The sequence below is a fragment of the Microcystis sp. M_QC_C_20170808_M9Col genome, assembly GCF_007095495.1.
Lineage (GTDB): Bacteria > Cyanobacteriota > Cyanobacteriia > Cyanobacteriales > Microcystaceae > Microcystis > Microcystis aeruginosa.
Map to the genome: position 1 here is coordinate 1 of NZ_SFBZ01000146.1, position 13,354 is coordinate 13,354.

Below are 13,354 nucleotides of genomic sequence, written 5' to 3' on the forward strand. Positions count from 1 at the left end.
AAACTTAAACTAATAAAACGGAGAGGCTATGGCTTTAGAAACTTTCGGAATTTTTGGGTTAGAAGTATGTTATCTTGGCATCTTGTCTGTTGATTTAGCATAAAGGGTAACGAAGAGCCGAATTCTGCTTTTGAGATTAGCTGATCAACAATCGGTTTAATATTCATAATCAATTCTTTTTGCTTGGCTTCGAGTAAAACGCCCAATATTCCAGTAATATTTAGCCCAAGAGATCGTGCAACTTTGCGTCCTTTTCTTTCATCCAAAATTAATATATCTGCGCCTAATTCTAGCGCTAAAATAATCCCTTCTGATTCTCCTCGGTCTAATTTATTGAGTAGTTGATTAACTTGGTTTTGCTGGGTGACGGGCCGTGTTTCTATCCAAGATAAGGTCATGATTTCAATCGTGCCAGGAACGGCGTAACCTAAACTCGCCATTTCCTCATAAACGGCTTGAGGAATGATAATTGTTCCATAGAGTTGATGCAAAAGGGTTAACTGGTTAACGGCGGCTAGGTTGGTAATGGGTGAGGTGTCACTCACGACGATCATAGTCTGCCTAGTTTTTGTAAGGTTTGGATGTCTTCTTCTAATTCTTCAAGGTCATAATGGACACAAATCTCTCGTAGATTAAGTTCGTGTTGAAATTGGAGGAGGTTCATGCCTGCAAGATGACGGGCTTTGCCGATGCTGATTTTGTCTTGTTTAAAGAGCATGATGGCGATTTCTAGTTTTAGCTCGTCTTCGGAGAGTCCTGATGCGGTCAGTATGTCATTAGGAATAACTACGCTCATAATTTTTAGGGGTTGGCGATTGTCAAATCAGCGATGGTTTTATGATAGCTCGCTTGTGTCTAGTGCCTTGAGGGAGGTTTATGATTTCTCCAATCTCCGTTAAAAAGAAGCAAATATCAAATAATCCTCTTTTAAATAGCAAAAAAAGAGACCCTTGCGGCTCTCCTGGGGTCATACCTTCAATTAAAGCTTAGTTTTTGTCTGCCTGGGTGGGGCGGCGCTTGAAGCCAGCCCCCAGAGCGACGACAGCCCCCAGACCGACGAGGGCAGAGGGTTCCGGGGTTTGAGCGGGAGGAGCAGCATCGCACTTTAACCCACAGTAAATGTGCATGGTGCGTTCCCCAAAAATTGATCGATCAGTGGAGCAGTAGGAGTCACATTAAGGAACGCACCCTACAAGATCAGCGATCGCACTGCAAGATCGGCGATCGCACTTGTATTAGCGTAAAGTTGCATTTACAAAATGAACCGCCCCACTTGCAGCACAGTTTGCTCCTTGAAATGCAAGAAAAAAACTTCTCTTGCCAGCAATATTTAATCGGGTTGTTTTTAAAATTCCTGAGTTTAGCTCAAAGTTTCCTACATTTTTTCCATCTAAGTATAGTGAAACGAACTGGGAAAAACGACAACGCTCACCATCAGATATTCCAAAAGCCAGATCAAGCTGGGAGAATCTTTGGCCAGAAGAAGTTAAATCACATGTTATTGTTGCCGTATCATAAATCATGTACATAATAGACTTGAATAGCTGCCTTGCTATTGAGACATTACTCTCTTCAAAAAAGACCCTTCCTGATTTAACACAAGTCATCTTGAACAACTTGGTCTGTGCAATCGCAGGAGAACTCAACATATTAGTCAATATTAAAATAGAAGACGCTAGAATTAAATTTGTAACTTTCACCAATTTCCTCCTATGTTTTTGTACAATATCTAAATTAAGTTATGATAGCGCACATCACGGATAAATATCAACTCCTTCCTACTCCCCATCTGAATCTACTTTTCTTAATTAAGTCTTAATCAAATTTAGTTTAAAAAAGCGCTGTAGGGTGGGTTAGCGACAGCGTAACCCACCGAATTGATGATAAAAATGGTCTATTACACTTCGTTAATGCAGCCCACAAGAAGTGCGATCACACTTTCAGTTCCCACATCTTCACAGGAATTATAACTGGAGCATCCCACTTTTGCAATAAGCAATTATACTTAGGCGCAAAATACTTATATGGCAAGCCTTTTCGGGAGTTCATAGATTTTCAACGGTTCTCTAAATTGTGTGATTGGAACCAGAATCGTTACTACAAAAGCCTTCTTACCCTTCTGAGCATTTATACTCATTACATGACTGGGATGCTCCCAATTATAACCTAGTGACATCATGGGTTATTGGTTGGGTTTCGTTCCTCAACCAAACCTACAAGAGTATCGTCGTCATAACTGCACAATATACGGAAACTTTCCATATCTCGCGCCAAATACACATTTTTTTAAAAATCTTTCGGTATATCACTCGATTTAGGCGCAATCGCCAAAACTTTTCCCCATATCACGCCCAAAAGCGTGTTAGCCAGATTAGCTTACTGCAAACAATCTCTTTTTAAGGAAACTTATCATATAAGCCTTCTAGGAATCTAGCAAAGATTCTTGTATCTGGCTGCACTTTGTCACAAAATTTCACTATTATTTCGGGTAAGGTATGGTAAATCTCTTGATAGATTCAATCGGGACTAACTTCTGGGAAAACCGCTATAAATCTCCTGCAAAAATCAAAAATCTTCCGTTAAGTGAGGAGAATCCGAGACAGGAGGAGAAAAAAGACAGGAAAATTTAGTACAAATGCTCTGCTCTCCCTGCCCTGGCGCTCCCTAGCTTACCAGAGGTCGATTGCGACGACAATTATCGCAATGACCACAGCGAAAATTATCGGCATTTTCCTGAAAACCAAAGGCATTTAAGAGAAAGTGCCAACGACAGCGACGGGTATAGAGGTAGGGAAATATCTCATTTTTGGGGTTAAAAGTCATCTTGGCGGAATTATGGCGATAAATAAGCCGATAATGAAAAGGATCGAGCCATTCTAGGCGATCGAGACTGTGTAAAAGGGAGAGAATGAGCGCACCATCGGGAAATTCGGCACTAATCGCCTCTACTTTGCCCTCTAGGGGAATTTGGGCTAAAATTTGCCAAGCTTGTCGGTATTGGCGCTCCTGTTGGGAGTTAAAGAATTTTTGCTGGTTTTTATCGCTATTATCTAACCATCCCGTCGGTTCACTAATTAAGGTGAGAGCCTGCATTTTACCCCCATCGCGACCACCGCGGCCGATTTCCTGTAGGTATTCCGATAGTAAAGCTGGGGGTTGGTAGTGGACAACCCAACGCACGTCGGGTTTATTGATACCCATGCCAAAAGCTGAGGTACAGACAACAAAAGTTAAATCCCCCCGCAGCCAATTTTGTTCTATTTCCCGACGCTGAAAGGGCGATAAACCGGCATGATAGGCACTGGTGCGATAGTGGAGAGATTGCAACCATGCCGCTAAATTTTCACTATGGCGACGGGAACGAGTATAGATCAGGCCGGATTGTCGAGGTTGACCGGTGAGGAAGTTTAATAGTTGATGACGACGACAACCGGGGCTAATACATATTTTGGTGCTTAAGTCAAGGTTTTGACGGTAAGGATTTATTAAGAAAAGCTGTGGTTTTTCTAGTTGTAAGATGCGGGTGAGCGTCTCACGGGTGGCGGGGTTAGCGGTGGCGGTAAAAGCAGCGATCGCTATTTGGCTGCCGGCCGGTTTTGATTGCAGAAGAGCGGGACGGACAGCCCCAAGACGACGGTAGGCAGGACGAAAATTATCGCCCCACTGGGTTAAACAATGGGCCTCGTCGAGGATGAGAGCGTTAATTTTAACGTGGGGAAGGGTTAATTTTGACCAGAGGGGCGGACTTAAGAGGGTTTCTGGGGAAAGATAGAGAAGTCGCAGGGTTTGATCTGCGATCGCGTTTAAGGTTTTCTTTCTCTGTTGTCGGGGGATTTCGTGATGAATCAGGGCAACGGGTAATTTTTTGGCTAATAATTCCTCCACCTGATTTTCCATCAGGGCCACTAAGGGGGAAATCACTAGGGTTAAGCCGGTTTTTAATAAAGCGGGCAATTGAAAACAGATAGATTTACCGAATCCCGTGGGCATGACAATCAGGGCATCTTGTGCCGCTAAAATTGTCTCGATAATCTGCTGTTGGGGAAAGCGAAAGCTATCATAGCCCCAAATTTTTTGAAAAATAGTCTGGATGTTTTCGGGATATTGGGAAGACATGGTTAGACTGCTGGGGTGTGGGGTTTAGGGTGTCGGGTGTGGGGTGTGGGGTGTGGGGTGTGGGGAAGTGGGGAAGTGGGGAAGTGGGGAAATTGAACTAAAACCCTAAAACCCTAACACCCCAAAACCCCCCGCAACGCGCACGCAGTGACCACTTTGACTATCCTGGGGGGGTAACAATTTTTCCCTGGACTTGAATTTTTTTGGCACTTTTTTAATAATCTGTTACACTTATAGCGATCAATCCTTGTCTGGGGAATTACTGATGACTGAACCTGTTAGCACCACTGACCCCGCAGTAGAAACCGCCACCGAAGCGCAACCCAGTTACGTCAAGCTGGCGATGCGGAATATGGTCAAGAAAAAAGGCGTCTCGTTAAAACACTTTTTTTTGACTACGGCAGCCCTATTAGGCTTTTTTGTCGGTATTTCCTATCTGACGCGTCCCTAGGGTGAAATCTGGTGAGTGAGACTTTGCCCCTAGGGGTGGATTTGTGCCTACAGGATAATTATTTTGATCCCGGAAATAGTCCTGTGGATGGGGAAACTTGGCACTATTGGTTGGAGACATGGTTAGGCTATCTATCGGATTATCTCCCCCTTGCCGCCGGTTATGAACTAAGTTTGCGTTTAACAGACGATCAAGAAATTCGGACCTATAATTCCCAGTATCGCCACAAAGATCAACCGACGGATGTTCTCGCTTTTGCCGCTCTCGAAGTGGATTTCCCAGTCGATGAGGGCATTTTAGAGACAGAACCTTTATATTTGGGGGATATTATCATCTCTGTGGAGACAGCACAACAACAGGCTTTAACACAAAATCATCCTTTGGCGCGAGAATTGGCCTGGTTAACTGCCCACGCTTGTTTACATCTTTTAGGTTGGGACCATCCCGATGAAACAAGTCTGTTAGAAATGCTATCTTTACAGGAAACTTTGTTAAAAACCGTCGAAATGCCGATACATAGTTAGTTATTTTTGTCAAGCATTATTGAGGAATATGAAGACAAACTATCATCAAGCCAACCAATCTACCAGCCTATCTAATCCCTATCTCAACAATAATTTTATCCCTCGATCGGGACAGGTGAGTGAGGGCAACAATTCGACTCAAAGAGAATACGCTTGGCAAGTCGCCTCGAATCTGTTAGTCAGTTTTCGCTACGCTTGGGCCGGAGTCCGTTATGCTTTTGTCAGTCAGAGAAATTTTCGCATTCACACCCTGATTACCTTAGTAGCGATTAGTTGGGGCTTATTTTTGCGGGTTAATGCCCTGGAAATGGCGATTGTCTCCCTTACCTGCGCTCTGGTGATGGTCTTAGAATTAATTAACACTGCTCTAGAATCAGTGGTGGACCTGACGGTGGGGCAATCCTACCATGATTTAGCCAAAATAGCGAAAGATTGTGCCGCTGGTGCCGTTTTAATCGCCTCTATCGCCGCTTTACTCGTAGCGGCTTTTATTTTTATTCCCCATTTATTAGTTTAAGCTGGAAGCTTTTTTCAGTGATCAGCTGTACTGAATTTAAACTGCGTAGGGAAAAATTAAGTACAAATGCTCGAACTTCCTATCCCTGCTGCCAACTCTGGCACTGCGGTGCAGTCTTAACCAGTAATATTAGATAGGGTTTGCTGAAAAAGTACGGGCGAAGCATTCGGATAGAAAATCTCCGGTTTCACCGATAGGTTATTGCCCGAATGCTTCGCCCCTACAGGACGCGGGCCGATGAAGATGCAAGGTTTTGAACCACGATTCTCTCAAAATCTTACACCTGTTTCGCAAGAAAAGCCCCAAAACCCTTACCTTGCCTACATTTCACATTTATTCAGCCAACCCTAGATAGTCAACAACTTAACTGATAACTAATAACTGATCACTGATGACTGATAACTGATTCGGTATAAGGGGACTCGACAGCTTTTAGCCGATAAATTTAACTTTTCTTAACCTAAGCCTAAACTGGCGAGGGGAGAGGGTTTCGCTATATATAAAAAATTGTCATCCTCGATACAGCAAAAAATCTCTTTTGTCCCCCTATAGGTTAGACTATAGTTAGTGATAAGACTTCTTTTGTAGATCTTGCAGGAAATCTCCCATGAGTGCCATAACTTTCTCCACCGCTCCCACCGCTTACTCTATCAGGATGATTAAGGACGAAGTCCGTCAGATGGTAGAACAGGGGGTAGTGAGCAGACACCAACCGATCTACACTCTCTGTCAGTTCATTCCCCCCCGGGAGTGGGTTTGTGTTGAATGTGAACTAGAACGGTGTGACTACCTTCTCAGGGATCAAATTGGTGACTTAATCGCCTCGGAATCTTGGGATAATGATTAAATTCTCCCGTTTGCCGATGGGCAAAAATCGGACTGATCAGAAATTTAGCAGCCTTGTCCACTTTCTTAAACTATTATAATTCAGCCCCGGTTAATTCTGGGGCTGAAACTATGGGGACAGGAAGGGTATAATTGTTGAGAAAAAAGAGGTTTTTGTAAGATTTAGCCAAGTTAGTTTAAAAGTTACCCATTGCCAAGGGACGCTATCTCTAACATCCCCGAATTTTCCTTAACTTAAAATCAGTAGTTGGCGCTGTTGTAAAGAACGCACAGCAGTTAATCCTAAAGCAACTTGAGCGTCGATTTCTCCCACGGTTAAACGACCATCACAAGCTTGTAAAAAAGCAAATTCTCTTTCCGAGAGATTAACCGGCCGATAATCGTAATCTAGAACACTTGCACTAGGCCAACCGTAAAGACAGGGATGAACTTCGGCCACTGCATTTTCTAGGACTTGATCCCCGGACCAATCGGCAGTCAAAATCGGTGGTTTAGCGAGGAAAAATTCATAGTGGGTGATTTCTGGGTCTAATAATTCCGTCAAGCGATAACGTTCCCTTTCCCCTAAATTTTGCGCTCTAGCCATCAATTCGGGGGATTTACCCAATAAACGCTCTAATTGCCAGTAGGAAGGGTTAGAAAAGCCAATAAAGGCTAATCCTGACGCATCAATCAGTTGAAAGAGGGTATCGATATTGTAGTCCACTTCCCGGGGGTGAACGTACATATCAGCGAAGGACTCATCGCGATGATTTTCCATTGACCAACGCTCTTTTTCCCGTTTCAAAATGCGATTATTTTCTGGTAGAGAGGCAAAAATCTCTCGGCCGACAGCGACCCCATCTTTATAATCCCCGCGTCGGTCTCCCTGCAAAATTGCGATCGCAGATTGCATTAACTGGATTTCCCAGCGTCCCAATTGTGCATAGACGAAAATATGCAGCAGACCACCAGGGGCCAGTTTTTGCGCGAGGGATTGAATCCCTTTAATCGGGTCCGGGAGATGGTGCAGCACCCCGACGCAGTTAATTAAATCAAATTCTCCCGGGAGATTGGTGGCGGATTCAAGGGGTAAATGGTGAAAAGCCAGAGAACCTCGGTGTTTTGGTGCGACTCCCGAACGATTACAGCGTTCTTTGGCGATTTCTAGGGCTTTTTCACTGATATCTATAGCGACTATATTAGCAAAAGGGTTGAGCGCGAGCAGATATTCGGTTCCCGCACCAGTACCACAACCCGCATCGAGAATGCGGATATCCTCTCGTTCGGGTTTACGATGACAAGAAAAGTTATAGGCAGCAATCCAATTCCAGCGCCAATTGTAACCCGGAGGAGGTTCGTCTAGGAGCGGTTCGGGGGGGAAAGGATAGGTATTGTAGAGACGTTGTACAGCAGTGCGAATAGTAGCGTCGTCGGACATGAAAATTGGCAGAGTTTAGGATAACACTCGATCGATTGTCTCACAGACGGCAGCGATCGGGAAAGTCAGCCGGGGTTTTTTTGAGTTGGTCGAGGGTAAATGATAAATAATCATTATGACTATCCGGTTCTGTGCCAAAATTAGATATTATTTCTTTGGTCGATATTTTTTTCTATTCCTTGTCCTACTGTCTCTTAACCCTATCTAAGTTTTACTGGCAATTATTGGAGAGTCATTCTCTAACAATTATCTCAAATATAAGCAAATCTTGCCGATACAAAAAACCATGAGAATTAAGTCTATAAAGCTTATTAATTATCGAGGTGCAGTCAGTTTAAACATCGACTTTCATCGGCAATTAAACGTATTTATAGGAGTTAATGGTGCTGGAAAATCCACCATTTTAGACAGTTTGGCGATTATGCTTTCATGGTTAGTTAATCGCCTAAAAAATACTAATGCCAGTGGACGACTTCCAGAGATTAACGAAACCGAGATTAATAATGGTCAGTGGACGGCTATAATTGAAATCACTGGGGTGACGGAAGATAGTCAAGAGATTACTTGGAAAATAGTAAAAACTAGGACTGGATATATCCACGCTGGAGAACGGAGTAATTTTAGCCAATTAAATGAATACACTCAACAAATACAACAACGACAAATTACTGAACATCAAGGACAAATTAACCTACCTTTATTTGTTTATTATTCTGTTAATCGAGCAGTGCTGGATATACCCTTAAAAATTAAAACAAAACATCAATTTGAATCTCTAAGTGCCTACGAAAATGCTTTAACCAGTGGATCAGATTTTCGCACTTTTTTTGAATGGTTTCGCGAGCGCGAAGATTTAGAAAATGAAAATAGAAAATATCAGGATTATCTAATTAAACCAGAAGGTTTTTGTTTTCCTGATCCCCAATTGGAAGCGGTTCGGGAAACGATCGAACGTTTTCTACCCGATTTTAGTAATCTTAGCGTCCGTCGTAATCCCTTGAGAATGGAAGTAACAAAAAAGAATAAAATAGTTACTGTTAATCAACTTTCTGATGGAGAAAAATGTCTGATTGCTATGCTGGGAGATTTAGCTCGAAGAATGGCGATTGCTAATCCTCAAAATCCTTATCCCTTAACGGGTACTGGCGTTATTATCATTGACGAAATTGATTTACATTTACATCCTCAATGGCAAAGATTTGTAGTACCTAAATTACTAGAAGTTTTTCCTAACTGTCAATTTTTTATTTCCACCCATTCTCCTAATATTATCACTCATGTTCAACCAGAAAGTTTACACTTCATGGAACAAACAGAAATGGGAATAAAAGTTCATCCCGTGCAGGAGTCCTACGGCAAAAATGTTGATCGAATTTTGGAAGATTTGATGGGGTTAGAGACAACTCGTCCCAAGGAAATCGCTGAAGCTTTGAAAGATATCTATGAACAAATCTCTCAAAATCAATTAGAGGCAGCTAAAAATAAAATCAATGATCTCAGAGCTAAAATTCAAAATGATCCAGAATTAATTAAAGCTGAAGTTATTATTCGACGCAAGGAAATTATCGGAAAATGAAGTATATTAGAAAAAGACAAGAACCACCAGAGTTTAAGAATTGGAAAGAGCAAGCTAACTCAGATTGGCAGCCCGACTTTAGAAATTTAGCGGGAAACCCAAAAGAAATACTAATTAAAGCTTTGATGACAGAACAGGGGGAAATATGTTGTTATTGTGAAAGTCGATTGATTGATGGTAAATGGCATATAGAACATTTTAAACCTCAGAGTGATCCCAGTGTTGATCCCCTAGATTATGCCAATTTGCTATGTTCCTGTCAGGCAAATCTTAAGTCTGGTGAACCTCGGCACTGTGGTAATCTAAAAGATAACTGGTTTGATGAAAATCTCTTAATCTCTCCACTTAATCCCGATTGTGAGTCTCACTTTGCCTTTAACTATGATGGTACAATTAAACCTGCACAAGAAGATGATCAAAAAGCAATTAATACTATCGAAAAGTTGGGATTAAACCTCAATAAAATCAACGACTTTCGTCAGAAAGCCATCGAACCTTTTTTGGATGAGGAGATAGATAATGCTCAATTAAAAGTTTTTGTCAATGGATATTTATGCTTAGATGATCAACAAAGATACAATCCTTTCTGGACAACAATCAAATATTTGTTCAGCGATTTAATTGAATAATCTTTCCTTTACAAAAATACAAGAATTATTATAAAAGTTTAGATAAACCAGAAAAAATATAAAGTCTTATGAAGATTATTCAAGAATTATCTCAAAAGTCAACAATTGATGAGATTCTGCCTAGATAATGGGGATGGAGGGGTGAATCAACCTTATCCGAAGTTGAACAGAGATTGTTGTCGAGAGTCGGAGAGAAAAGCAATGAATATCAAGGATACATTACACAATTTTGTCCAGTACCTAACGGAGGCTTTTGCTCGCATTTTTAGCCCCAACAATGATGAGTATCCCGATGTGGGGATGCAGCCTTTTGATGCTGAACCTTACCATGCTCCCAAGGGTAATTCTTAACTAAAAATGACAGACAATTGCTTTGAGATAAAAGTTATGGGTAGGGGTGATAACCCTACCTGATTTTATAGAAAAATAATTAATCCTCTGCTTGCCAATCGGGACAACTATCACTATCCCAACCGTAGGGATGGAAACCGCAGACGAGAAGATTGCCTCCGTAGATATAACCGTGATAATTACGGCAACCGATACAAGCAGGATGGGTGTTAGGATCGGGGTTAACCTTAGGAGTGAGGGTAAAATCCGAGGGTTCATCTAATTCCGAAAATAGGGACTCATCGAGGTTAAAAAATTCTTCCAATTCTTGGGGTAAAACCTCTTGAATAAACTGTTCCAGATCGATGATAATTTCCTCATTGATTTCTTCGATAGTTTGGGTAACTTCTTGGAAAAAATTTTCAATTCCCAGTGCCACAGTTTCGATAACTTCCCAAAAATCTTTCGGCCAATCGTTCATGTTTATACTTGCATCCCTTGTCTGGTAATAATTAATTATTTGTCGCTAAAATCTAGGTTTTAATCCCGTTGCAGTTTCCGTAATTCCTCCTGAAGACGTTCCACCTGTTGCCGCAATTCATCTACTTTTGGATTGGCTGCTTTGGTGTCCTCCTCATCTTCAATAATTTCTATCCGTCGGGGTTCATGGGGAATATTAGATTCGTTAGCTGTCACCGCTTGCTGTTGTGCCTGTTTCACCAACTCATCAACGTATTTGCGCGCTTCTTCTGCGTTTATTTCGCCGCGAGCAATCATTTCATCGGCTAATTTTTGGGCTTGATTTCTTAATTCTTGTAAATTTACTTCAGCTTTTTCGGCGGCATAAGTAGCAATGCCTACGCCCAAATAAACTGCTTTTTTGACTAAATCACCTAAGTTCGCCATAGCAAAAATCCTGAATCGATCGCTCTTACTTCCTAGAATAAACGATCCTTCTCCCAAATGGAGATGGGTTTTGGGAGTAAGTGAACAGTGAACAGTAAACAGTAATCAGTGAACGCTTGCGCCGCTAATGTAACACCGTGAACATTTTTCAGCCAATATCCAAGAGAGCCATCGGTGAACTGAAAACTCATACTAAATCCGTTGAGTATAAGCTAGTTATGAGGAGAGGCACTCATGCAAAAGGCAAGAGGCAAAAGGGAGAATAAATAATCAGTTTTTAATAAACGGATTTAGTATCACATCTGATAACTGATAACTGGTAACTGGTAACTGATAACTGATGAGGTAAAGTTTTGTAAATAGATGCGGTGGTGGCAACAGCAAAAGTGATCGCTATAAAGATTAAATTTTAGTCAAATTGCTGGTTTTTCGCCCTCAAAACGACGATAGAGCCTCATCAGGTCATTTTTGACCTAAATAGGTTGATTAAGCTCAAAATAACTAAATATTGCGGATAGCTGCCGGCAGCTGGCTGCCGGCTGAATTGATTTGTGTTCATCCTCAGCAAAGATTTAAACTAAAGAATCGAGACCAGATTCCCGATTTAATCACAAAAAACTATGTTTCCTATTCATCGCCCCCGTCGTCTGCGTCAAACCCCTCAAATGCGCCGTCTGGTGAGTGAAACCGTCTTGACAGCCAATGACTTTATCTATCCCCTTTTCGCCACGACGGGGGAAGGTATTGCCCGAGAAGTCAAATCGATGCCGGGGGTGTACCAATTATCAATCGATAAAATTGTTGACGAAGCCAAGGAAGTGCGGGATTTAGGAATCCCAGCGATTATTTTATTCGGGCTGCCAGAAAGTAAAGACACAGAGGCGACGGGAGCATGGCACGATCATGGTATTGTCCAAAAAGCGGCCACAGCAATTAAAGAGGCAGTTCCCGATCTACTCATTGTCGCTGATACTTGTTTGTGTGAATATACTAACCACGGTCATTGTGGTTATCTACAAACGGGAGATTTAACCGGCAGGGTGTTAAACGATCCCACTCTGGAATTATTGCAAAAAACCGCCGTTTCTCAGGTAAAAGCGGGAGTGGATATCATTGCACCGTCGGGAATGATGGATGGTTTTGTGCAGGCAATTCGTCAAGGATTGGATGAGGCCGGTTATAGTGATACACCGATTCTTTCCTATACGGCTAAATATGCCTCTGCCTATTATGGGCCGTTTCGGGATGCGGCTGATTCTACCCCCCAATTCGGCGATCGCAGAACCTACCAAATGGATCCGGGTAATGCCAGGGAAGCTTTAAAAGAGGTGGAATTAGACGTATTAGAGGGAGCAGATATGTTAATGGTAAAACCTGCCCTGTCTTACCTGGATATTATCTGGAGAATCAAGGAAATGACTAATTTACCCGTGGCTGCCTACAATGTATCGGGGGAATATTCAATGATTAAAGCGGCGGCGTTAAATGGCTGGATTGACGAAAAACGAGTGACTTTAGAGACTTTAACCAGCTTTAAACGGGCGGGTGCCGATATTATCTTAACCTACCACGCTAAGGATGCCGTGCGCTGGTTAGCAGAGGGTTAAACTTGATGATTGAACCCACCATGCCGATCAGGATAAGGGGGTGGTGAGGTTGCTACTCTTAATTCTAGGGATTACCTGAAAAAAATACTGGCTCTTCTCGAATTTTTTGTGTGACAATTTTTGCTTATGTAATCCTGAAGTGCTTATTTGGCAAGACTTTTAGGACTACTTTGCGGATATTCTATCAGTATAGACCTCGTTTCCACACAGAAACCAGAAGAGCCAAAATACTTTCCAACGATTGAGTTCAGGAGCGGTAGATAACCTCTCATTCCAGCAACTACATAGGGCTGGCTGAATAAATCTAAAAACTTTGTTGGGTAAGACTTTTAGACCTTTTGTCAATCAAAAAGTACTGGATCTGGGAGTGATCGGGGGGAAATTTAGGCACTTTTTCCCTGAAAATTAGGTAATTGGCCACCTCAAAACTGG

15 protein-coding genes and 1 pseudogene are annotated in these 13,354 nt (G+C 42.1%); 8 read left to right on the top strand and 8 right to left on the bottom strand.

Annotation, left to right across the window (positions count from 1 at the left end):
* Window positions 1-119: 119 nt before the first annotated feature.
* The 5 genes and pseudogenes from EWV68_RS08800 to EWV68_RS08820 form a co-directional block, all read right to left on the bottom strand.
* A pseudogene (locus EWV68_RS08800) lies at window positions 120-554 on the bottom strand (PIN domain-containing protein); the annotation flags it as partial.
* A complete protein-coding gene (locus tag EWV68_RS08805; protein WP_002770883.1) occupies window positions 551-796 on the bottom strand; it encodes a UPF0175 family protein in 246 nt (81 codons plus the stop codon). The pseudogene EWV68_RS08800 and the gene EWV68_RS08805, both read right to left, overlap by 4 nt.
* A gap of 190 nt (window positions 797-986) precedes the next feature.
* Entirely contained in the window at window positions 987-1,127 is a 141-nt protein-coding gene (locus tag EWV68_RS08810) for a PEP-CTERM sorting domain-containing protein (RefSeq protein ID WP_228009578.1), read from the bottom strand.
* Window positions 1,128-1,235: 108 nt separating this feature from the next.
* Window positions 1,236-1,700, bottom strand: coding sequence for a hypothetical protein (locus EWV68_RS08815; protein WP_190722176.1), 465 nt, complete (start codon window positions 1,698-1,700; stop codon window positions 1,236-1,238).
* Between the two features lie 964 nt (window positions 1,701-2,664).
* The gene (locus EWV68_RS08820) at window positions 2,665-4,116 is read right to left on the bottom strand and encodes a RecQ family ATP-dependent DNA helicase (protein WP_287169528.1); all 1,452 of its coding nucleotides are present in this window, start codon (window positions 4,114-4,116) and stop codon (window positions 2,665-2,667) included.
* A 265-nt stretch (window positions 4,117-4,381) separates the two neighbouring features.
* On the opposite strand from EWV68_RS08820, the gene EWV68_RS08825 reads away from it, so the two are divergent.
* The 4 genes from EWV68_RS08825 (at window position 4,382) to EWV68_RS08840 (ending at window position 6,455) form a co-directional block, all read left to right on the top strand.
* A complete protein-coding gene (locus tag EWV68_RS08825) occupies window positions 4,382-4,567 on the top strand; it encodes a DUF3285 domain-containing protein (RefSeq protein ID WP_002752941.1) in 186 nt (61 codons plus the stop codon).
* Between the two features lie 11 nt (window positions 4,568-4,578).
* Window positions 4,579-5,091 (top strand): rRNA maturation RNase YbeY, encoded by a 513-nt coding sequence (gene ybeY, locus EWV68_RS08830; RefSeq protein ID WP_061433399.1) that lies wholly within the window; start codon window positions 4,579-4,581, stop codon window positions 5,089-5,091.
* Between the two features lie 28 nt (window positions 5,092-5,119).
* Complete coding sequence (locus EWV68_RS08835; protein WP_061433398.1) at window positions 5,120-5,608, top strand: diacylglycerol kinase family protein; 489 nt, start codon at window positions 5,120-5,122, stop codon at window positions 5,606-5,608.
* Window positions 5,609-6,215: 607 nt separating this feature from the next.
* Complete coding sequence (locus EWV68_RS08840; RefSeq protein ID WP_002738935.1) at window positions 6,216-6,455, top strand: DUF4327 family protein; 240 nt, start codon at window positions 6,216-6,218, stop codon at window positions 6,453-6,455.
* A gap of 228 nt (window positions 6,456-6,683) precedes the next feature.
* Here EWV68_RS08840 and EWV68_RS08845 read toward each other — a convergent pair whose 3' ends face one another.
* On the bottom strand, window positions 6,684-7,874 hold the full coding sequence (locus tag EWV68_RS08845) for a class I SAM-dependent methyltransferase (protein WP_287169529.1): 1,191 nt from the start codon (window positions 7,872-7,874) through the stop codon (window positions 6,684-6,686).
* Window positions 7,875-8,160: 286 nt separating this feature from the next.
* On the opposite strand from EWV68_RS08845, the gene EWV68_RS08850 reads away from it, so the two are divergent.
* From EWV68_RS08850 to EWV68_RS08860, 3 genes are all read left to right on the top strand, one after another.
* Window positions 8,161-9,450 carry an AAA family ATPase gene (locus EWV68_RS08850; protein ID WP_287169530.1) on the top strand — a complete coding sequence of 430 codons (1,290 nt, stop codon included), beginning with the start codon at window positions 8,161-8,163 and terminating at the stop codon, window positions 9,448-9,450.
* On the top strand, window positions 9,447-10,079 hold the full coding sequence (locus EWV68_RS08855; protein WP_271939551.1) for a retron system putative HNH endonuclease: 633 nt from the start codon (window positions 9,447-9,449) through the stop codon (window positions 10,077-10,079). Before EWV68_RS08850 ends, EWV68_RS08855 begins: the two co-directional genes overlap by 4 nt.
* Window positions 10,080-10,280: 201 nt before the next feature.
* Complete coding sequence (locus EWV68_RS08860) at window positions 10,281-10,430, top strand: hypothetical protein (protein WP_061433411.1); 150 nt, start codon at window positions 10,281-10,283, stop codon at window positions 10,428-10,430.
* A 79-nt stretch (window positions 10,431-10,509) separates the two neighbouring features.
* Here the strand turns inward: EWV68_RS08860 and EWV68_RS08865 are convergent, their stop codons facing one another.
* Both EWV68_RS08865 and EWV68_RS08870 read right to left on the bottom strand, forming a co-directional pair.
* Complete coding sequence (locus EWV68_RS08865; RefSeq protein ID WP_061433394.1) at window positions 10,510-10,890, bottom strand: hypothetical protein; 381 nt, start codon at window positions 10,888-10,890, stop codon at window positions 10,510-10,512.
* A 59-nt stretch (window positions 10,891-10,949) separates the two neighbouring features.
* Complete coding sequence (locus EWV68_RS08870) at window positions 10,950-11,315, bottom strand: phasin family protein (protein ID WP_287169531.1); 366 nt, start codon at window positions 11,313-11,315, stop codon at window positions 10,950-10,952.
* 620 nt (window positions 11,316-11,935) lie between these two features.
* Between EWV68_RS08870 and hemB the strand changes: the two genes are divergently transcribed.
* The gene (gene hemB, locus EWV68_RS08875; protein ID WP_287169532.1) at window positions 11,936-12,922 is read left to right on the top strand and encodes a porphobilinogen synthase; all 987 of its coding nucleotides are present in this window, start codon (window positions 11,936-11,938) and stop codon (window positions 12,920-12,922) included.
* The last annotated feature ends 432 nt before the right edge of the window (window positions 12,923-13,354 follow it).

Excerpts from the sequence above, each read along its gene's own strand:
- hemB (WP_287169532.1), top strand. The coding sequence starts at position 11,936 with ATGTTTCCTATTCATCGCCCCCGTCGTCTGCGTCAAACCCCTCAAATG.
- EWV68_RS08825 (WP_002752941.1), top strand. The coding sequence starts at position 4,382 with ATGACTGAACCTGTTAGCACCACTGACCCCGCAGTAGAAACCGCCACC.
- EWV68_RS08865 (WP_061433394.1), bottom strand. The coding sequence starts at position 10,890 with ATGAACGATTGGCCGAAAGATTTTTGGGAAGTTATCGAAACTGTGGCA.
- EWV68_RS08860 (WP_061433411.1), top strand. The coding sequence starts at position 10,281 with ATGAATATCAAGGATACATTACACAATTTTGTCCAGTACCTAACGGAG.
- EWV68_RS08850 (WP_287169530.1), top strand. The coding sequence starts at position 8,161 with ATGAGAATTAAGTCTATAAAGCTTATTAATTATCGAGGTGCAGTCAGT.
- EWV68_RS08820 (WP_287169528.1), bottom strand. The coding sequence starts at position 4,116 with ATGTCTTCCCAATATCCCGAAAACATCCAGACTATTTTTCAAAAAATT.
- EWV68_RS08810 (WP_228009578.1), bottom strand. The coding sequence starts at position 1,127 with ATGCACATTTACTGTGGGTTAAAGTGCGATGCTGCTCCTCCCGCTCAA.
- EWV68_RS08835 (WP_061433398.1), top strand. The coding sequence starts at position 5,120 with ATGAAGACAAACTATCATCAAGCCAACCAATCTACCAGCCTATCTAAT.
- EWV68_RS08840 (WP_002738935.1), top strand. The coding sequence starts at position 6,216 with ATGAGTGCCATAACTTTCTCCACCGCTCCCACCGCTTACTCTATCAGG.
- EWV68_RS08805 (WP_002770883.1), bottom strand. The coding sequence starts at position 796 with ATGAGCGTAGTTATTCCTAATGACATACTGACCGCATCAGGACTCTCC.
- EWV68_RS08855 (WP_271939551.1), top strand. The coding sequence starts at position 9,447 with ATGAAGTATATTAGAAAAAGACAAGAACCACCAGAGTTTAAGAATTGG.
- EWV68_RS08845 (WP_287169529.1), bottom strand. The coding sequence starts at position 7,874 with ATGTCCGACGACGCTACTATTCGCACTGCTGTACAACGTCTCTACAAT.
- EWV68_RS08870 (WP_287169531.1), bottom strand. The coding sequence starts at position 11,315 with ATGGCGAACTTAGGTGATTTAGTCAAAAAAGCAGTTTATTTGGGCGTA.